The organism is Streptomyces sp. MMBL 11-1 (genome assembly GCF_028622875.1).
Lineage (GTDB): Bacteria > Actinomycetota > Actinomycetes > Streptomycetales > Streptomycetaceae > Streptomyces.
On sequence record NZ_CP117709.1, the window covers coordinates 2951135 to 2970798 of the forward strand.

Annotated in this window: 19 protein-coding genes; 12 read left to right on the forward strand and 7 right to left on the reverse strand. The window is 71.8% G+C overall.

Going from position 1 to position 19664, the window contains the following annotated elements; translation table 11 throughout:
• Window positions 1–365: 365 nt before the first annotated feature.
• Complete coding sequence (locus PSQ21_RS12620) at window positions 366–659, forward strand: ArsR/SmtB family transcription factor (protein WP_274030586.1); 294 nt, start codon at window positions 366–368, stop codon at window positions 657–659.
• Window positions 656–1045: a VOC family protein gene (locus tag PSQ21_RS12625; RefSeq protein ID WP_274030587.1), complete on the forward strand. Its 390-nt coding sequence runs from the start codon at window positions 656–658 to the stop codon at window positions 1043–1045. Before PSQ21_RS12620 ends, PSQ21_RS12625 begins: the two co-directional genes overlap by 4 nt.
• Before the next feature lie 32 nt (window positions 1046–1077).
• Here the strand turns inward: PSQ21_RS12625 and PSQ21_RS12630 are convergent, their stop codons facing one another.
• Together PSQ21_RS12630 and PSQ21_RS12635 are read right to left on the reverse strand one after the other, a co-directional pair.
• Window positions 1078–1593 (reverse strand): hypothetical protein, encoded by a 516-nt coding sequence (locus tag PSQ21_RS12630; protein ID WP_274030589.1) that lies wholly within the window; start codon window positions 1591–1593, stop codon window positions 1078–1080.
• Between the two features lie 412 nt (window positions 1594–2005).
• Window positions 2006–2551, reverse strand: a complete 546-nt coding sequence (locus PSQ21_RS12635; protein WP_274030590.1) for an ATP-binding protein — start codon at window positions 2549–2551, stop codon at window positions 2006–2008.
• Window positions 2552–2689: 138 nt separating this feature from the next.
• Between PSQ21_RS12635 and PSQ21_RS12640 the strand changes: the two genes are divergently transcribed.
• The 7 genes from PSQ21_RS12640 to PSQ21_RS12670 all read left to right on the forward strand — a co-directional run bounded on the left by PSQ21_RS12640 (window position 2690) and on the right by PSQ21_RS12670 (window position 9325).
• Window positions 2690–3634: a helix-turn-helix domain-containing protein gene (locus PSQ21_RS12640; RefSeq protein ID WP_274030591.1), complete on the forward strand. Its 945-nt coding sequence runs from the start codon at window positions 2690–2692 to the stop codon at window positions 3632–3634.
• Window positions 3597–3716 (forward strand): DUF397 domain-containing protein, encoded by a 120-nt coding sequence (locus PSQ21_RS12645; protein WP_274030592.1) that lies wholly within the window; start codon window positions 3597–3599, stop codon window positions 3714–3716. Before PSQ21_RS12640 ends, PSQ21_RS12645 begins: the two co-directional genes overlap by 38 nt.
• 805 nt (window positions 3717–4521) lie before the next feature.
• Complete coding sequence (locus PSQ21_RS12650) at window positions 4522–6561, forward strand: sensor histidine kinase (protein ID WP_274030593.1); 2040 nt, start codon at window positions 4522–4524, stop codon at window positions 6559–6561.
• Window positions 6562–6674: 113 nt separating this feature from the next.
• A complete protein-coding gene (locus PSQ21_RS12655; protein ID WP_007447032.1) occupies window positions 6675–7091 on the forward strand; it encodes a roadblock/LC7 domain-containing protein in 417 nt (138 codons plus the stop codon).
• Window positions 7088–7444: a DUF742 domain-containing protein gene (locus tag PSQ21_RS12660; RefSeq protein ID WP_274030594.1), complete on the forward strand. Its 357-nt coding sequence runs from the start codon at window positions 7088–7090 to the stop codon at window positions 7442–7444. The genes PSQ21_RS12655 and PSQ21_RS12660 overlap by 4 nt, the downstream gene beginning before the upstream one ends.
• Complete coding sequence (locus PSQ21_RS12665; protein ID WP_274030595.1) at window positions 7425–8039, forward strand: GTP-binding protein; 615 nt, start codon at window positions 7425–7427, stop codon at window positions 8037–8039. Before PSQ21_RS12660 ends, PSQ21_RS12665 begins: the two co-directional genes overlap by 20 nt.
• Window positions 8036–9325 (forward strand): cytochrome P450, encoded by a 1290-nt coding sequence (locus tag PSQ21_RS12670; RefSeq protein WP_274030596.1) that lies wholly within the window; start codon window positions 8036–8038, stop codon window positions 9323–9325. Before PSQ21_RS12665 ends, PSQ21_RS12670 begins: the two co-directional genes overlap by 4 nt.
• A 139-nt stretch (window positions 9326–9464) precedes the next feature.
• Here PSQ21_RS12670 and PSQ21_RS12675 read toward each other — a convergent pair whose 3' ends face one another.
• The 4 genes from PSQ21_RS12675 to PSQ21_RS12690 form a co-directional block, all read right to left on the reverse strand.
• Complete coding sequence (locus PSQ21_RS12675; RefSeq protein WP_274035731.1) at window positions 9465–10616, reverse strand: cytochrome P450; 1152 nt, start codon at window positions 10614–10616, stop codon at window positions 9465–9467.
• 246 nt (window positions 10617–10862) lie between these two features.
• The gene (locus PSQ21_RS12680) at window positions 10863–11768 is read right to left on the reverse strand and encodes a cellulose-binding protein (protein ID WP_274030597.1); all 906 of its coding nucleotides are present in this window, start codon (window positions 11766–11768) and stop codon (window positions 10863–10865) included.
• Between the two features lie 269 nt (window positions 11769–12037).
• A complete protein-coding gene (locus PSQ21_RS12685; RefSeq protein WP_397990429.1) occupies window positions 12038–14635 on the reverse strand; it encodes an SUKH-4 family immunity protein in 2598 nt (865 codons plus the stop codon).
• A gap of 5 nt (window positions 14636–14640) precedes the next feature.
• Entirely contained in the window at window positions 14641–15618 is a 978-nt protein-coding gene (locus PSQ21_RS12690; protein WP_274030599.1) for an SMI1/KNR4 family protein, read from the reverse strand.
• A 235-nt stretch (window positions 15619–15853) separates the two neighbouring features.
• On the opposite strand from PSQ21_RS12690, the gene PSQ21_RS12695 reads away from it, so the two are divergent.
• Together PSQ21_RS12695 and PSQ21_RS12700 are read left to right on the forward strand one after the other, a co-directional pair.
• On the forward strand, window positions 15854–16378 hold the full coding sequence (locus PSQ21_RS12695; protein WP_073805023.1) for a YwqJ-related putative deaminase: 525 nt from the start codon (window positions 15854–15856) through the stop codon (window positions 16376–16378).
• 10 nt (window positions 16379–16388) lie between these two features.
• Complete coding sequence (locus tag PSQ21_RS12700) at window positions 16389–16907, forward strand: SUKH-3 domain-containing protein (RefSeq protein ID WP_274030600.1); 519 nt, start codon at window positions 16389–16391, stop codon at window positions 16905–16907.
• Between the two features lie 371 nt (window positions 16908–17278).
• Here the strand turns inward: PSQ21_RS12700 and PSQ21_RS12705 are convergent, their stop codons facing one another.
• Window positions 17279–18625 carry a sensor histidine kinase gene (locus PSQ21_RS12705; protein ID WP_274030601.1) on the reverse strand — a complete coding sequence of 449 codons (1347 nt, stop codon included), beginning with the start codon at window positions 18623–18625 and terminating at the stop codon, window positions 17279–17281.
• Window positions 18626–18781: 156 nt separating this feature from the next.
• Here PSQ21_RS12705 and PSQ21_RS12710 point away from each other — a divergent pair, with 156 nt between their 5' ends.
• The gene (locus tag PSQ21_RS12710; protein WP_274030603.1) at window positions 18782–19654 is read left to right on the forward strand and encodes a hypothetical protein; all 873 of its coding nucleotides are present in this window, start codon (window positions 18782–18784) and stop codon (window positions 19652–19654) included.
• The last annotated feature ends 10 nt before the right edge of the window (window positions 19655–19664 follow it).

Consider the following 19664-nt stretch of genomic DNA (forward strand, 5'->3'; position numbering starts at 1 on the left):
TGGTCCCCGCGCACGCGGGGGTGGTCCCTTCGGCAGGGCCGTCGCCGCCTTCTTCTTCGCATGGTCCCCGCGCACGCGGGGGTGGTCCCTACCGCCCCGACAGGGCGCAGTGGAGTCGGCTATGGTCCCCGCGCACGCGGGGGTGGTCCCATGGCCGCCGCCGCCGGGAGCGCCACCAGATCATGGTCCCCGCGCACGCGGGGGCCCATGGGAGTCACGTCGTTCTCGGCGACGAGGGCTCCCGCACGCCATGGCACCCCGCTTTCTGCGGCCCCCTCCACGGCCCGCCCTCCGCGAGCCGACCACGGATCCCGGCAACCGGACCCGCCTTGATAGGCAAGTCGCTACTTGCCTATCGTGGGGACATGGCGGACGATGTCTTCAAGGCCCTGGCCGACCCCACCCGGCGGCGCATCCTCGACGAGCTGACCGAACGGAACGGTCAGACCCTGTTCGAGATATGCGCGCGGCTGGCCACCAGACACGGCCTGGGCCTGTCCCGCCAGGCGGTCAGCCAGCACCTGGCCGTCCTGGAAGCGGCGGGGCTGGTCGTCCCACGCCGCCAGGGTCGCTACAAGTTCCACGACCTCGACACCGAACCCCTTGAGCACATCGTCAGTCGATGGCTCGGGCCGAAAGCACCGGAGAGCACCCCATGAGGATCAACCTGACCAGCGTCTTCGTCGAGGACCAGGAGAAGGCCCTGCGCTTCTACACCGACGTACTGGGCTTCCGGAAGAAGCACGACGTCCCCGTCGGCGGCGAGGACCGCTGGCTGACCGTGGTTTCGCCGGAGGACCCCGACGGCGTCGAACTCCTCCTGGAGCCCAACAAGCACCCCGCCGTGCGGCCGTACACGGCGGCCCTGGTCGAGGACGGCATCCCGGCCACCGCCTTCGCCGTGGACGACGTGCGGGCCGAGTTCGAGCGGCTGAGCAAGCTCGGCGTGCGGTTCACCCAGGAGCCGACGGAGATGGGCACCGTCACCACGGCGGTCCTGGACGACACCGTCGGCAACCTGATCCAGCTCATGCACACCTCCTGACACCGCGCCCAGGACCGGCGCGGACCGCCTCATCAGGAGTTCGGATAGGTGAAGCAGACCAGAACCGTGCGGTTGGCCACCACCAGGGACCAGTACGTGCGCCGGTCGGACGAACCCTTCCTGCAATATTTGGAGCCGGCGTCCGACGGTGCGCGGTAGACGCCGGAGACGACCAGGACATGGTCGTACGGCTTGGGTACGCGCTTGGCCCGGCAGTCGACGGCGGTGGTGGTGCCCAGCGACATGCCGTCACTGGTGTTGTTGCCGAGGATGCAGTAGCGCTTCACCCAGACCCGTACCAGGCAAAGCTTCGTGGCCCCTGCCGTGCGGGAGTGGTAGCTCCAGGACGTACGGCCCTTGCCCGTCTCACAGCTGACACCGCTGCCCCCGGTCCGCGTGACACGGAAGAGGCCGGCACGCTTGGAGCCGCAGGAGACGGCCTCCGGCGGTACGTCGACGTTCCAGTCGCTACCGGGCCCGGTGCGGTGGATGGGCAGACAGCTCCCCACCCGTACGCGCCGGAACGCCTCCGCCGTCGGGTCACTCACGGGCGGCTGCTTCACCGCACCACCCTCACCGGACCCAACGGACCCACTGTCACCGCCGTCACCGCCGTCACCGCCCGAGCCCTCGTCATCGGCGCCACCGCTCCCGCTCCCGCCGCCGATGGTGACATCCACGCCGAGTTCGACACCGGGGCCGCCACCCGAGTCCCGCGATTCGTCGCCACCCCTCGCCCCGGAGGAGGCGGGCGGCCGGCCGGAGCCGGCGTCCGGCCCCCCACCCCTGCGCCCGGACGCCCCGCAGCCGGCCACCGCCAGCAACACAGGCACCAGAAGCCATACCAACCACACCCGGAACGGCGCTCGCCGCGCACTCTTCATGGAGGACCCCCGTCTCAGAACAGTGCCACCCAATATCCCACGCACGCGCGCCGAACTGGCTTGCATCCGAGGGAAGTTACGCCAGGCGTGCTGCGACCCAGCCCTCGCCGTCCGGCCGGACAGCCGCCACCTCCGCCCACACCGTCTTCCCGATCGGGTTCCGGGGCTCCCACCCCCACCGCGACGCCATGCACTCCACCAGGAACAGGCCGCGCCCCGACTCCTGATCGTCCGGCGGCAGCTTCGGGTCCTCGGGCGTCCGGCCGAGCACGGCGTCCGAGACCTCGATACGGAAGCGGCTCGCGGGGCCTTCGTAGTCCACCCGCACATGGAAGTTCCGCCCCCGCAGCCGCCCGTGGCACACCGCGTTGGCGGCCAGCTCCGCCACCACCAGGGCCACCGAGCACGACGCGTCCGTCATCGGCCCGAACCCCCAGTACCCCAGCTGCCGCACCACCGTGCGACGGGCGACCTGCGCTCCCCGGGGTGTCGAGGGGAACTGCCGCGACAGGCTCCCGTAGCCGTTGGACGTCAGCCCGAAGCGGCGCGGGAGGGGCGGGGCCTCTTCCCGTCGGGCGGCCTCCGTCGCCGCAGGCGTCTTCTTGCCGGTCATGCCGACCATCCGTTCACTCGACTCCTCTCACGTCACCCACACGTGCGGGTTCCGTGACGTTCCGTACTCAAGAGTCGGCACCGCGGCCTAGCCTCGGAAGGTGACAGCGCCTTATCCCGCAGGCCGTAAGAAATCGGAAGTAGCGCCATGGCCAAAGCAATTGACCCGCAGTCCTCCATGGCCGCCCTCTTCGGGTCGCGCCTCCGCAAGCTCCGCGTCGCGGCCGGACTCACCCAGGCCGAAGTGGGCACACTCGCCCACGTGGTCAGCAGCCGGATCGCCCAACTGGAGCGCGCGACCGGCGCGAAGCCGACGCTGGAGCTGACCCGGGTCCTGGACAAGGAACTGGTGGCGGACGACTTACTGATCGACCTCTGGCCGTACGTTTACCGGGAGGCGTATCCGGACTGGTCGCGGGCGTTCATCGCGTACTCCGCCCGCGCGACGATGATCCGTGAGTATTCCTCGCACGCCGTGCCCGGCCTGCTGCAGACCCCTGCGTACGCGCGGGCCCTGCTGAGCATGGGCCACTCGCTGCGCGACGCCGAACACCTGGAGGAGCGCGTCGCGGCCCGGCTCGACCGCCAGGTGCGGCTGACCGGTCCGGACCGGCCGGAGCTGTGGATCATCCTCGACGAGGCCGTGCTCCGGCGTCCGGTCGGTGGAGCGGTGGTGATGCGCGGTCAGCTGGAGAAGCTGCTCAGGATGGCGGAGGAGCCCAACATCACCGTTCAGGTGCTGCCGTTCGACCAGGGCGCGCACGGTGCTCTGGCCGGTTCGCTCTCCGTGCTGGTGATGCCGGGCGGCGCCAAGGTCGCCTACACGGAAGGGGCGCACCACGGCCAGTTGACCGAGGAACCGGACGAGGTCGAACAGTTCGACCTGACTTACGATCAACTCAGGGCGATGGCACTACCGCCGCCCATGTCGCTCGACCTGATCCGATCCGTGCTGGAGGTTGATTACCGTGCAGGAAGCATCCCGTCCCGATCTGACCGCCGCCGCGTGGCGCAGCAGCAGCTACAGCAACGAGGAGGGCGGCAACTGCGTACAGGTGGCGGACGGATTCCCCGGCGTCGTCCCCGTCCGTGACAGCAAGAACCCCCACGGCCCCGCCCTCGTCCTCCCGGCCGCCGCCTGGACCGCCTTCGTCGAAGCGGTCGCCGCTCGCTGAACATGTGTCCGCAACCGGGCCCTGGCACGGTTGTGGGCGACGATGCGGAGCCGCATGCGGGAGGTGGATCATGGTCGACTGCCGCCGTGTTCTTCCACCTCGACAACCAGCAGCTCTCCAGCATTGAGATGGCCGAACGGCTGAACACTCACCGCTCAGCTATGTATGAGGCCATCGAGAAGGGCGGCCCGTCCGCCTGTGCCGTGCGGCACGATCGCATCGAGCGAACGTGCCCGCAGGCCGGCCCCACACGGAGAACGTGCGGGGTTTCACCGTGGTCGGACCGGCCATCGGCAGGCGAAGCCGCCCCACTTACTGGTGTCACTGAGTATGTACCGGTGCCATCCCGGATTTACCGGTACCACAGCCTCGGCCGATACGATCCGGTAAAGCTTTCCAGATTGGCCGAAAAGAATTTATCGGCCCCCAAGCAATCACCAGATCAGGGCCTGCACCAAGGGCGTTCGGCGGGCATAACGCATATGCTCTGGCCACCTCCCCGGGACCCTTTCCCCGCCGGCACCCCCCGTACGGTGCATCATCGCGCGAGTACCACAACACCCAAAGTCCGCTGGCCACTTCCCGACAAAATCACTCTGCCTACGGACTATGCCGCAGACCGAATCATCTGCCTCACAAGCATGTCTACGATGTGGTCAACCCCTGACAGGAAAGGCTGCTTCCGCTTTCCTCCGATGCACCAAGGTGATCTGCACCTTCTCGGAGCGGCCGCATACCTTCTGCCCGGTAGAACTGAGGGACCGCATCCATGCCGAAACCCGCACCAGCCAGTCAGCACCGGCCGATGAAGACGCCGAGAGCCGCGATAGCCCCGCTCGTGGCCGTGTTGTCGGCGAGTGCCGTCGCCGGAGCCGTGGCAGTGGTTCTGGCGCCTTCGGAGGCGCGCGGCTGGGTCGTGGCGGTGGTCCTCACCGCCTGGGTGGCCCTGGCCGTCACGCTCGCCACCGCTCACGGCGTCACCCGGCGGGCACGGCGTTCGGCCGCCGCTCACCTCGCGGAGACCGAACGGCTCAAGGCCGCGCTGGCCGCGCTCGAAACGGACACGGCGCACACCGCCGACGTGGCGCTGCCCGCCCTGATCCAGCTGGTACGCGGCGGAGTGAAGGCCACCGACGCCCTCGGCCGCATCCCGCTGCCGCGCAGCCCGCGTCAGCGCAAGCTGCTGCACGTCCTCGCGACCACGGTCGAAGGGCAGGAGCAGCAGACCACCTCGCTGCGGACGGAGAGCACGCGGGTCCACGACGAGCTGGGAACGGAGAACGCACGGCTCCGCGAGGAGCTGCACGCGCTGAACTCCGAGGTCGACCGGTTCACCCGCGACACGCTGCCGGGCGTGGTCACCAGGCTCCGTGACGGCGAGTCCGGCGCCACGGTGCAGTCCGAGGTGTACCTGCCGGAACAGCCGTTGCTGCGCGCGTCGGTCGAGGCGGTGCTCCGGGAACTCGCGCTCAGCGAGCGCCGTGCTCTCGCGGCGACGACCGCGTCGGCCAAGGCGCTCAGCCGGGTCCAGGCGAAGTCCGTCAGCATGCTCGCCGACCTGCGGAGCATGCAGGAACGTCACGGCGAAGAGGTCTTCGGCGATCTGCTGAAGCTGGACCACAGCACCTCGCAGCTCGGACTGATGACGGACCGGCTGGCGCTGCTGATGGGCGGCCGGCCGAGCCGCGCCTGGAACAGGCCGATCGTCATGGAGAGCATCCTGCGCGGCGCGGTCGGCCGCATCGCCGCCTATCAGCGCGTACGGCTGCACTGCTCCTCCAGCGTCTCCATCTCCGGCTTCGCGGCCGAGGGCGTGATGCACCTGCTCGCCGAACTGATGGACAACGCCGCCAACTTCTCGCCGCCCATCGACGAGGTGCACGTCTACGTCGAGGAGCGCGGCACCGGCATCGTCGTGACCATCGAGGACAGCGGTCTGAAGATGGCCGACGCGGCGATGCGACGGGCGGCGGACTCCGTCGCCGGGCGGACGACCGACCTCGCGACCCTCCAGGGCACCCGGCTCGGTCTCGCCGTGGTGGGACGGCTCGCGCTCAAGCACCGGATCAGCGTCAACTACCGGCCGTCCTCCCGTGGCGGCACCGGCGTGGTCGTCCTGCTGCCCCGGCATCTGATCGCGCAGGAGCCGCGCGAGAACCACCCGGCTCCGGTTCATCGGGGGGTCGCCGCGCCCGCGCCGACGCCGCCCGCGCCCGCCACCGCCTCCCCGGCACCGCCACCCGCGCCCGCCGCCTCCGCCCTGCCCTCACCGGCCTCCCCGGCTTCTCCGGCCTCTCCGGCGCTGCCGCCCGCGCCCGCCGCCTCCGCACCGCCCTCGCCGGCCTACGCGCCGCCGCCCGTCACGCCCGCGCCCCCTGCGCCCTCCGCGCCGGAAGCGGTCGCGCCCACCCCCGTAACACCGCGGCAGGACCCGTTCGCTCCGCCGCCGCCCGCGACGGTGGAGAACCACCTCGTGGTCCGTCCGCGCGAGTCCGGGCGGGGCACGGTCGGCCCGCCCGTGAGCTCCACCCCCGGCGGCCTGCCCGTACGCACGCCCGGCCGCACCATGGCGGAGGCGGACCGGGAGCGCGGCCGCCACCGCGGCTCGCCCGCGCCCGCCGCTCCGGCAGACCCGCGCGCCGGCGCGCCGCGGACCTCACCGCCGCGCAGCGCGGGACAGCAGTTCGGCGCCTTCCGGCGCGGCACCAAGCCCGCGGCCAGTCCCGGAGGCGCTCCCGGACAGCCCGAGCCCGGGGCCGGGCATCCCGAACGCAGGGCCGGAGGGCCCGAAGGCGGGACCGGAGGGCCCGAAGGCGGGACCGTACCGCCGACCACCGCTCCGTAGCCCGGAACGCCCATCCGTACGGTGTCCGGTCCGCCGGACGCGCTCGCTCGAACACCGAGATTGGAGGTGCGGGCCCTCGCCGCTCCCCCGGCGCCACGGTCCCGTCACTCGTCATGCAGACCACAGACAACAGCCTCACCTGGCTCCTGCAGAGGCTCCTTGAGCAGACCCCCGGCACCCGGCACGCCCTGGCCCTGTCACGCGACGGGCTCAAGCTGTGCTGGACCGAGCACCTCACTCTCGACCAGGCCGATCAACTGGCGGCCATCTGCTCGGGCATGCAGGCGCTCGCGCAGGGCGCTTCCATCGAGTTCGGCGACAGCACCGGAGGCGTCCGGCATTCGATGACCGAGTTCCACGGCGGTCTGCTCTTCATCGTCGAGGCCGGTGAGGGCGCGCATCTGGCCGTCGTCGCCACGGAGGAGGCCGACCCCAGCGTGGTGGGCCACCAGATGACGGAGATGGTCGAGCAGATCGGCGAGCACCTGCGCGCCGCCCCACGCGGCGAGGTGCCGAGGAGCGCGTCATGACCCTCCGCCCCGTCGACACCGGAGCACCCGACCGGCTCTACACGGTCACCGGCGGACGCAGCCGCTCCGCGGACTCCTTCGATCTGGTGACCCTCGTGGTCAGCGAGTGCCGGCCCACGGTCGGAATGCAGTCGGAGCACGCGCGGATCCTCGACCTGTGCCGCCGCCCGACCGCCGTCGTCGAGATCGCCGCCGAACTCTCCCTTCCCGTCACCGTGGTGCGCATCCTGCTCGACGACCTCCACACCATGGGTCGTATCACCGCCCGACACCCGCAGACGCCCGCCTCACCCGGCGCGCTCCCCGACTCCGACCTGCTGAAGGAGGTGCTCCATGGGCTCCGGAGGCTATGAGCTGCCGGCACAGCGCACCCCGCTGGCCGACGCCGCGGAAACCGGCCTGAAGATAGTCGTCGTCGGAGGATTCGGCGTCGGCAAGACCACGCTCGTCCACTCGGTGAGCGAGATCCGGCCGCTGAACACCGAAGAGGTCATGACCCAGGCGGGCGTCGGCGTCGACGAGACGGACGGCGTCGACGCCAAGACGACCACCACGGTCGCCTTCGACTTCGGGCGCATCAGCCTCACCGAGCGCATCGTGCTCTACCTGTTCGGCGCACCGGGCCAGGAGCGGTTCTGGTTCCTGTGGGACCGGCTGTTCTCCGGCACGCTCGGCGCCGTGGTCCTCGTGGACACCCGCCGGATGGACGACTCCTGGTACGCGATCGACCGGCTGGAGCACCACGGCACACCGTTCGTGGTGGCGGTCAACCGCTTCGACGACGACCTCGCCCACTCCCTCGACGAGATCCGTCAGGCCCTGGCGCTGCCCGAGCACATCCCGATGATCGACTGCGACGCCCGGGTCCGGCGGTCCAGCAAGAACGTACTGATCACGCTCGTCGACCATCTGCGCACGATGGCCATCGCCCGGGAGACGACACCATGACCACCTCCAGCCCCTCCAGCCCCTCCTTCGGTCCCTCCTTCGGTCCTCCGGCCGCCTCCGGCTGCCCGGTGGGCGCCGGCGCCGACGCGGTGCGCCTGTCCGGAGCCTCCTACCAGCAGACCCCCACGGAGCTCTACCGCTCGCTGCGGCGGGAACACGGAGCGGTGGCGCCGGTCCTGCTCGACGGCGACGTTCCGGCGTGGCTGGTCCTCGGCTACGCCGAACTGTCCTACGTGCTCACGCACGACGAGCTGTTCGCACGGGACTCGCGCCGCTGGAACCAGTGGGAGACCATTCCCCCGGACTGGCCGCTGATGCCGTTCGTCGGCTACCAGCCGTCGGTTCTCTTCACCGAGGGCGACGAGCACCGGCGCAGGGCCGGCGTCATCACCGAGGCCCTCGAAGGCATCGACCAGTTCGAGCTGGCACGTGACTGCCGCCGCATCGCCGACGCGCTCATCGCGGAGTTCGCCGGAAGCGGCCGGACGGAGCTGATGAGCAGCTACGTCCACGCCCTGCCGATGCGGGCCGTCGTCCAGATGTGCGGCATGCCGGTGTCGGGCTCCGACACCCAGCGGTTGGTGGACGACCTGCGCATCTCGCTCGACGCCGGCGAGGGCGACGACCCGGTGGCGGCCTACGGACGCGTCGGCGACCGGCTGCGCCAACTGGTCACGGACAAGCGGGCAGCCCCCGGCACCGACGTCACCTCCCGCATGGTGACGCACGGGGCGGGCCTCACCGACGAGGAGATCGTCCAGGACCTGATCTCGGTGATCGCCGCCGCCCAGCAGCCCACCGCGAACTGGATCTGCAACACGCTGCGGCTGCTCCTGACGGACGAACGCTTCGCGGTGAACGTCTCCGGCGGCCGGCTCAGCGTCGGCGAGGCGCTCAACGAGGTGCTGTGGCTCGACACCCCGACGCAGAACTTCATCGGCCGCTGGGCCGTACGGGACACCCAGCTCGGCGGCCGGCACATCCGGGCGGGCGACTGCCTGGTCCTCGGACTCGCCGCGGCCAACACCGACCCGGAGATCTGGCCGGAGAGTTACGTCGGCGCCGAGAACTCCGCACACCTGTCGTTCAGCGGCGGCGAGCACCGCTGCCCCTATCCAGCACCGCTGCTGGCCGACGTGATGGCCCGTACGGCGGTGGAGACGCTGCTGGAACAGCTGCCGGACCTGATGCTGGCGGTCGAGCCGACGGAGCTCTCCTGGCGTCCTTCGATCTGGATGCGCGGGCTGTCGACGCTGCCGGTCCGGTTCAGCCCGATGTCGCAGTAGCGGCGCCCCGTCACGGCGCGAGCGGGCGGAGACCGGGGGCGAGCGGCCGGAGACCGCGGTGCGAGCGGCCGGGGACCGGGGCGCGAGCGGCCGGAATCCGGGGCGCCTCCGGCCGCTCGGGGCGACGTCGACCTCCCGGTCAGCCGGACACCGGCGTGAAGCGGACCGGCAGGCTCTGCGGTCCTCGGGTGAAGACACCGCGCTCGACCGCGTCGAAGCCGTCGGCCAGCCGCAGATCCGGCATCGCGTCGAGCAGCTGACCCACACCGGTCTCGACTTCGGCCTTGGCCAGCAGAGCACCGACGCAGAAGTGCCGGCCGAGTGCGAAGGCGAGATGGTCGGCCGCCGCCGAGAAGGCGTTCGTGGCGGTCAGGTCCTCGCGGAAGATGTCGAAGACATCGGGGTCCCGGTAGCGGTCCTCGTCACGGTTGGCAGCGCCTATCAGGCAGGTGACGGTGGAGCCCGCCGGTATGGTCCCGCCACTCAGCTCCACCTCCGTCGCCGACTGCCGCATGATCATGTGGACCGGCGGTGTGTAGCGCAGCGTCTCGGCGAAGGCTCGGGGTATCAGGCCGTGATCGGCGCGGACCGCCTCCAACTGCTCCGGATGCCGCAGCAGATTGGCGAAGATGCCGGCGATGGCCTTGTCGGTGGTCTCTCCTCCGGCTGCGAGCAGCAGACTGCAGAACGCCTTGATGTCCTCGTCGCCCATCCGGACGCCGTCGATCTCCGCGGTGCACAGCGTCGACAACAGGTCGTCGCCCGGCGCCTCCCGCCGCTTCCGGATGATCGGCAGCATGTACTCGGCGAACTCGACGCGCGTACGCTCACCGGCCCGCGCCACGTCCTGGTCTCCGGAGAGATTACCGAGAAACGCGATGACAGCCGTGTACCAGCCGTGAAATCGCTCGTAGTCGGACTTGTCCAGTCCGAGCATGTCTGCGATGACGTTGACGGGAAAACGGGTGGCGTAGTCGGCGACCAGATCGGCGGAACCGGAATCACGGAACCCGTCGATCAGTTCGCGCGAATTGCGCTCGATGACCGGTAAGAACTTCTCCCGCAGATCGCTGCCCCGGAAGGCCGGGGCGACCAGGGCCCGACGCACGGCGTGCTCGCGCCCGCTGAGCTGGAGAATAGTCCGCCCGTGCACGGGCTCGATCTGCCAGTCGTAGTTCTCCGTGGTGAATTCGCCTTCTTTGTCCTTGAAGACGCGCTCGACGTCCTCGTAACGCGAGACGATGTAACTCTTGGTCGCCTCGTGCCACAGGAGAGGCGTGTCCTGACGCATCAGGCGATACGCCCGGTACGGATCTCTCTCGAACTCGGGTGACAGAATGTCCGGCGCTGGGACCGACATGAACACTCCCTGCTGAACGGGGAACGGAAACGTGTGAACTGAACGCTCCCCATCACCTCCCGAGAACACGCGTTCGTCAAGAGTTGCCACCCGTTGCGACCGGCCAGACCCCGAACCTCAGAACCCGGACTCCATGGCCCAGAGCCCGGACTCCATGGCCCGGGGCCCGGGGCCCGCTCAGTCCTCCGGCCCGTCCGGCTCCGGCGCCACCCGTCCCGTCAGCGCCGCCAGCGAGCTGCGCACATGCGCCATGTGCGCCTGGGCCTCCTCGCGGCCCTCCTCGTGCTCCCGCAGGATCCGCTCCGTCTCCCGCACCACCCGCTCCTCACGGACCCGGGCCTCGGCCAGCAGCTCAGCCGCCCGCGCCTCCGCGTCCTCCTGCCGGTGCCGGGCCGCCTCCTGCGTGGCGGCGAGGTCCCGGCCGGCCTCCGCGAGCAGCGCCTCGGCCCGCTCGGTCAGCTGCGCGTACCGGGTCTCCAACGCCGCCTCCTCGGCGGCCAGTTCGGCATCGGCCGCCTTACGGCGCTCCGCGTGCTCCTGCTCCTGGTGGGCCAGCACGCTCGCCGTACGGTCACGGGTCTGCGCCATCACGGAAGCGGCGGCCGAGCGCACCTCCTCGGCGTCCTTCCGGGCCGCGGCGAGTACGCCCTCCGCCTCCCGGGCCGCCCCGGCCAGCCGCTCCTCCGCCGCCCGGTCCGCCGCCGCACGCACCTCGCCGGCCGCCTCGCGCGCCGCGTCCGCGACCGCCCGGCCCGCCGCCTCGGCAGCGTCCCGCAGCGCCTGGCCCGCCGCCACCGCGTCGGTGTGCAGCGTCTCCGCCTCACTCTCGGCCAGCGCCAGGATCCGCTGCGCGCGCTCCCCCAGCTCCGCGTAGTCCTGCACGGGCAGCGTCGCGACGGCCTCCGCCAGCCGGGCGGACTCGGCGAGCAGCTCCTCCACCCGGCCCGTCAGCCGCGCGATCTCGGCCAGCGCCCCATCCCGCTCGGCCGTCAGGGCGGCCGTCGCCCGGTCCACCTGCTCGGGACGGTAGCCACGCCCCCGCACCCCGACGACGTCGTACGCGGACACCGGTCCAGCACTCATCCCTGAAACCCCTCTCCGACCCGCCGACACGCTCTGCCACGCTCCGACACCCGTAACACGCCAAGGATGCGGCAATTGGTGCCGGAAGTCGGAATCGATCAACCGCATTCAGGCCGGAAGCGACCGGCATCACAGAACCGGGCGAACCGGTGATCATCGCCCGGCACCCCCGCGCACGACGAGGGGGTGCCCGCCCGGACACCCCCTGGCCCGGCCCCTTCCGGGTCCGGGCACCTCGCGCACGCTCGCCGCTCAGCCGCGCGTACGGCTCAGATCAAGCCGTCCCACATCTGCTCCAGCAGCACCGACCACCAGCTCTCCGGCGACGCCAGCGCCGCCGGGTCCAGCGCCACCAGCTGTGCCTGGAAGTCGACGGTCCAGCGGCCCGCCTGCTCCGGGTTCAGCCCGAACCGCAACCGCCACATCCGGCCCAGCAACGCCATCGAGCGCACGAACTCCGGCAGCCCGGTGTTCACGAACTGCGGCGGCACCGGCTGCCCGCCGAGGCCCGCCTCCACCGGTACGGCCACGATGTTCGCCGTCCCGTACTGCACACAGATCGCCCGGCCGAAGTCCGTGCCCATCACCAGATACGACCCCGCGTCCGGCGCGGGCGGCACCTGCCGCTGCGCCGCCAGCTCGGCCAGCGTCGGCACCACCGGCTGCCCCGGCTGCGCCCAGAAGAACGGCCCGAAATCGGCGGGCAGCCCCGCCCACACCAGCGTCTGCGCGACGACCTCGGGCACCCCCTGACGGGACACCGCCCGCTGGTCGAACCGCATGATGCCCTGCGGACCGAACGCCTGCGCCAGCTCCTCGGCCACCGCCTCCGGCGGCAGCACGGGCGCGGGCGGCATCTGCGGCAGCGGCGCCCGCACCGGTGCGGGCCGCGCCGGGCCGTCCGCGACCTGGTGCAACTCGCCCTGGTGCGTCAGCAGATGCTGCATGCCCTGCTGCCGACTGGCGTGATCCGTGCCGTACGGGGCGACGCTGGTGATCCGCACCTGCGGCCAGGTCTCCCGGATCATCCGGGCGCAGTACCCGCCCGGCAGCTCACAGGACTCCAGCTCGGTGTGCAGCTCGATGACCTGCTGCGGCGGCACGTTCATCGCCCGCAGCTCGTGCAGCATCTGCCACTCGGGGTGCGGGGTTCCCGGCGCCGAGCGGCGGATCAGCTGCTGCTCGCTGCCGTCCGGGGCCCGGAACCGCAGCACGGCCTGGTAGCCGGGGCCCACGGTCGGCTGACCGGTGGGCTGCTGCGGATAGCCGTACGCCGGGGGCGGCGGGGTGTGCGCACCGGGCGGCGGGCCGGGAGGACCCGGCGGCTGCGGTACGGGACCGGGGGCCCCGCCCAGCGAAGCGCCGGGGGCCCCGGGCGGGCCGGGAGGACCGGGCGGCCCTACCTGCCCCGGACTCGCGAACATCGTCTCCGCGTGGTGCACCCCGCCGCCCGGAGGCGGCGTGGAACCCGGCGGCGGACCCGGCGGACCAGGAGGCTGCGGCGCACCCGGAACACCGGGCGGGCCGGGAGGCTGCGGGACTCCCGGGGCACCGGGCGGGCCCGGCGGACCCGGCGGCCTGGGCGCACCCGCGACGCCCGCACCGATGCTGCTCCCGTCGGCGAACATCGTCGCGGCATGGTGCATCCCACCGCCCGGAGGCGGCGTGGAACCCGGCGGCGGACCGGGAGGACCAGGGGGGCCGGGAGGGCCAGGAGGACCGGGAGGCGGGGTCGAACCCGGCGGCGGACCCGGCGGCGGGGTGCCGCCGGGCGGGCCGAGCTGGGAGACCAGCTGCGTCGGGAGATACCCGCCCGCCGGAGCACCGGGCGCACCCGGGCCCGAAGACGGCGGCGTCGCACCGGGCGGCATCCCGGGGACCCCCGGCGCACCGGGCGGCGGCGGGGTCGACCCACCGCCCCCGCGGGCCCCGCGTGGCGGCACGGTGGCCTTGCTGGTGGCCGCGTCCGCGATGTCGCCGGACGGTCCCGGAGGACCCTGATCCGGCCGAAGCGCCTGCGCCACCTGCGTACGCGGCAGCTGACTGCCCCCGGACATCAGGGCGGTGGGCGCCTCCGCCGGGACGACCGGCGGCGGAGTCCCCTCGTCGTCCGTGCCCGACAACGGCGGCGCGAACACCGTCGCGGGCAGCGGGACGGCCCCGTCGTCGGAGTCGGAGTTGGTGTCCGTACCCGCCCAGGGGGTCGCCCCGGCGGGCACGCCCTCGGAGGCCGTGGGCTCGTGGTCGTCGCCACCGCCAGCGGCGGGCCACGACGCGGCGGAGCCCCCGGCGGAAGCCGGAGAGGGAGCCGGCGGCATGTCCGTGCCGAGGGAGGACGCAGGGGCGGGCCCGGACCCGGGCCCCGATCCGGGTCCCGACCCGGGCGTCGGCCCGGGCGTCGGCTCCGGCTCGTGAACAGGAGCGGCAGCAGGCGCACCGGAAGCAGCCGCGGACGCCTCCTCCGACTCCCGCCGCTCCGCACGGTGATCCGGAATCCCCAGCTTGTCCGCCGCCTCCTGGAGCCACTCCGGCGGCGTCAACAGGAACGACGTCTGGTTCAGATCAACCCGCCGCGGCGGCTCGGGAGCGGCGACCGGCGCACCGGCCGGAGCCCCGTACTCCTCCTCGTACCGCCGGATCACCTCACCCACCGGCAGCCCCGGCCACAACGTCGCCTCACCACTGTCCCGCGCGATCACCAGCCGCTGACGGCCCCCGTCCGACACGGGGCCCTCCGGCCGGTCCTCGGCCCACACCACGAACCCCAGCTCGAACTCACGGACCCGCACCTCACGGTGCTGATACGCGGGCACGTCACCGTTGACCCACTCGTCCGCCCGCTCCTGCGCCTGCGCGAAAGTCACCACCGCGCTCACCCCTCCACCGGGACGGCGCGCGCGAAGCCACCGTCCACCATCAGGTTCGCCACGGTCTCCAGCTCCGGCGGATTGCCCGCCAACCGCTGGAGGAAGGCGTCGAAGTCCGCACCGCAGGGCAGCAACAGCCGCTCCACACGCTCCTGGACACTCCAGCCGTCCTGGTCCCGGGCATCGTCGTACGGGCAGAACCACACCGAACCGAGATCCTGGCCGCGCACCTTCACCGCGACGATCCCGCCCTGGACGAACGCGACGCCCAGGTAGTCCTTGGTGAAGTGGTCCCGCAGGCACTTGTTCACATACACCAGATCGTTCACCGCGGCCTCGTCACGCACCGTGAAGAACGGCTGGTCCACCAGCAGCCCCAGCTCCGCGTCCAGCGCCGCGCCCGCCGGGGCCGAACCGCCCGCCGCCTTCAGGAACGACCGGTACGCGCCGGGCAGCCGGAAGCCGAGGTCCTCCTCGACGCCCTGAACCTGCTGCTCGCTCACCGCGGCCGCCCCCTTGGGCAGCCGGAAATGCGTCGGACGGGTCTCCTGCAACGGGCGGGTGCCACGCCGGTTCTGATCCACGTCCGTACCCGCCAGACCGCCGTGATGGCGCAGCAGCGCCTTCACCTCGACCGGCACCAGCTCCATCCGCCGGCCACCCGGCACGTGGTGCCACGTCCAGCCGTGCGGGGTCGCCACAGCGGGAATCGTGTCCCACAGGTCATGACCGCTCGCCGCCAACGCCGCGTTCGCCGACACATAGTCCGTGAGGCGCAGCTCATCGATGCCGAAGCCCGGGGGCGGATCGGCGATCTCGGCGGCGGCACGCGCGTACGGCGAAAGAACCGGGTGGCCGCTCCCGTCCATCCGCACCCCTCCGGGGTGGCGGGACGCCCGGACCGGGTCCGGGAAGTTCACGACCTGCCCGGCGTAGGCGGCGTTCGGTGGCGCGGCTTGCTGCCCGAGCCGACCTGTCGTCATGGCTGATGCCCCCTGCTGCGTCCGGTGTTCCGCACAGCCTAAGCGGTGGGGCACCAGGGGATCCCGTCCCGCCGGGACCGTCACGAACGGTCACACGCGCGTGACGGTGAGGCGACGGTCCCGCACCTTCGCGCGACACGCAGACGCGTTTCCCCGCCCCAGCTTCCCCACCACCTGGCACATTTGGCAGGCTGTCCCCGCAACTCGGGGGATTGCAGGGAGGGACGACAGCACGATGCATTCCACACAAACCGTCACATCAGGGGATCCGCGACTCAGCTGGAGCAGCACCGAGACCAGCCGTACGCCCCGACTGATCCACCGCCGCGACGGGATCCTCCCCGCCGTGGCCGCCGCACTGTCCGTCCGCGGCGAGACGCTGACCTGCACCGCGGGCAAGGGGGACCAGCCACCGGTGCTGCACCCGCTCGTCCAGGACTTCCTCGACACCCTCACCAGCGGCCAGCGCGAACGCTTCACCGGCCGCTGCCCCGAAGCCATACTGCTCTCCCGCCAGCTCACCGCCGCCGAGAGCGGGCGCTCCAAACGCGCCCAGCGAAAACCCCTGACCAACGGGGAAGCGCGCCGCGCGCTCAAACACTCCCGGCTCACCGCCCGCCGCATCCGCGAGGACGGCGACCCCCTCCACGGCAGCTACGCACCACCCTGCCGGTCCTGCTCCGCACTCCTGTCCCACTTCGGCGTACGCCCCGTCGACCTGACCTCCACCGGCGCCGCGACCACCGCCGAGAAGGGCTGACCGCCCACCGATGCACGACCGCCAGCAGCACTCCACCACCCGGTTCCCCGTCGCCGTCGACGCCGCCCTGCGCGAAGCGGGCTGGCAGCCCGGGCGCTGGGACATCCGCCAGGCGGAGGAATGGGCCGACGCGCTGCGCTCCCACGCCTCCCCGGCCGGCCACCAGCACGCCGTCTTCCCGGCCGCGGTCGAGGCCTGGGCCGAGTTCGGCGGCCTCCACATCACCGCCTCCGCGCCCGGCCGCCACATCGCGCCCGCCGCCGTACGCATCGATCCGCTCAGCGGCCTCCACCTGGCCCGGACGCTCGGGGACCTCGGCCGCGCCCTGGAGACGGAGGTCAGCCCGCTCGGGGCGGAGGGCGAGGAGCAGGCGGTCCTGGCGATCGACGCGGAGGGCCGGGTGTACAGCGTCGACCACACGGGCGACTGGTTCCTGGGCCAGGACATCGACGAGGCACTGGCGACCCTGATCACCGGCACCCAGCCGGCCCGCCTGACCTCGGCACCCTCCGACCCGCCCGGCGCGTGAGGCCGCGCCCGGAGACCCAGGACCTGCGGCCCGCCCCGGCCGGCCCGGCGCCCGAGGACGCCCCGGTCAGCCCGTCCGCCGCTCAGACCGCAGCTTGAGGACGGGACCGGCCACCCCCAGCCCGTCCGGCGCTTGAGGACGGAACCGTCGCTCCGGACGAACGGCACCATCTCTTCCCGGACGCGGAGGGGTCGCCGCTCTCCACAGCCAGGGTTCCGTCCTCAATCGCCGGACGGGCTACAAAGGCTGCCGGCCGCACGTGCCGGACGGCAGAAAGGGCCGGGCCTCACCCCCAGGGCGGCCGGCCACGCACGCCGGACGGGCCGCAAGCGCGCCCTGCGGACAGGCAGGCGGGCCGAGGAGCACCGGCTTCAGGCGTCGTCGCCCGAACCGTCGGGAAGCACCGCCGAAACCCGGAAGCCCCCCGCGTCCGTCGGACCGGACACGAACACGCCCCCCAGCCCCTGCACCCGCTCCCGCATCCCCACCAGCCCGTTCCCCCCGCTCGGCAGCCCCGCATCCGCCGCCGCCGAGTCCGAAAGACCGTTCTCCACCTGCATCGCGACCTCGGCCTCCCGATGCGCGAGCCGTACCCACGTCTTCGCGCCCGCCGCGTGCTTGTGCACGTTCGTCAACGCCTCCTGCACCACCCGGAACGCCGTCTGCTCGACCTCCGGCGGATACGGCCGCGGCTCACCGTCAACCGACAGCTCCACCGTCATCCCCGCCTGCCGCGACTGCGCCACCAACGCCTCCAGCTCATCCAGCCGGGGCCCGTCCTCGGACGCGGCGGCGGCAGCGGCCGCGACGGCCGCCTGCCGCACCGACGCCAGCGGAACCGCGCGCCCGCCCCCGCCCGCCCCCGCGGCCGCGGGCGCGGTCAGCGCGTCCCCGCTGCGCAGCACCCCGAGCATCTCGCGCAACTCCGTCAGCGCCTGCCGGCCCATGTCCCCGACCAGCGCCGCGTTGCGCACCGCCTTCGCCGGGTCCTTCGGCGCGACGGCCTGCAGGGCGGCGGCGTGGACCACCATCAGGCTCACCCGGTGGGCGACCACGTCGTGCATCTCCCGGGCGATCCGGGTCCGCTCCTCCGTACGCGCCCACTCGGCCCGCTCCTCCGCCCGGTCCGCGAGCAGCGACAGCTCCCGCTCCAGCGAATCGGCCCGCTCCCGCAAGCTCTCCATCAGACGGCGTCTGGCGCCTATGTAGAGGCCGAGCAGCACGGACGGGGCGGTGAGCCCCACCGCCATGAAGACGGACATCAGCGGGACGTACCAGTCCCCCGGCCCGAAGTCCGTCTGCTCCGCCACGCTCTGCCGCAGCCGTACCCAGGTGACGACGAACGTCCCCACCAGCGCCATCCCCGCCAGCACGACGGTGATCCGGCGCGGCACCTCGGACGCGGCCAGCGTGTAGAGGCCCACGAGGGCCATCAGGAAGCCCATCTCGGCGGGCGTCATCGCGATCGTCACGAGCACCACGGCGATCGGCCACCGCCGACGCACCAGCAGCACCGAACCCGCCAGCAGTCCGAACACCACGCCCACCGGCACCGGTATCCCGGTGTTCCGGGCGAACTCCACCCCCTCCAGGCCACACTCCAGCGCCGATACCAGCGCCAGTCCCACGTCCAGGGCGACACCGCGTCGCCGCTCCCACCACCAGTAGCCGCGGGTGGTCGATCCCGCCGCCTCCCGGTCTGCCCCCGTTGCGGTCATGGCATCCAGCCTACGGGCGGACGCATCTCATTTTCGGGTGACCGGCGACAGCATGTTCCGCGCTCGAACAAGCACGAAACACATACCGATCGCCTGAAATGGCGAATCGACCGCGCTTTCGACCCGGACGTTCGCATTCCGGACGACGATCTCCGTATGACGAAAACCACAAACAAGTACGCCGACTTCGAGGGCCTGCGCGAGCGGGCGGTGGCGCTGCGCCGGGAGGGGCTCAGCCGCCGCCAGATCCGCGACCGGCTCCACGTCGACAACAACGACATCCTCAACCGGCTCCTGGAGGGTGAGCCGGCTCCGGAATGGACGAAGCGGCCCCCCGCCAAGGACGACGTACGGGCGAAGGCCCGGGAATTGCGGCTCCAGGGGATGACGTACGACCAGATCCAGGTGGAGCTGGGGTGCTCCAAAGGGTCCATCTCGCTGTGGGTGCGGGATCTGCCGAAGCCGGAGCGCAAGCGGACCCGGGAGGAGGCCTCCGCCATCGCACGGCGTGGCTGGGAAGCCACTCTCCAGCAGCGGGACGCGGAGCGCCGGGAGGCAAAACGCAACGCTTCGAAGGAGGTTGGCGCGATGAGCGAGCGTGAGCTGTTCCTGGTGGGCGTCGCCCTCTACTGGGCAGAGGGCTCAAAGTCCAAGCCGTACCGCCCTCAGGAGCGGGTCACCTTCGTCAACAGTGACCCCGGCATGATCGAGGTCTTCCTCTCCTGGCTCCGCCTTCTGGGCGTACCCCTGGAACACCTGCGCTTCCATGTCCACATCCATGAGACCGCAGACATCACAGCAGCCGAGCAGTACTGGATCGCCCTTACGGGCGCCGCCCCTTCAGCGTTCGGCAAGACGTCTCTCAAGACGCACTCCCCGAAGACGAACCGCAAGAACATCGGCGACAACTACCGAGGCTGCCTTTCTGTGCGTGTCCTAAAAGGTGCCGACCTGTACCGTCGCATCGAAGGCTCTTGGTACGGCATAGTAGGGGCTGCAAAACGAGCCGATCAAGAGAATCGGACATAAGTGGCGATAC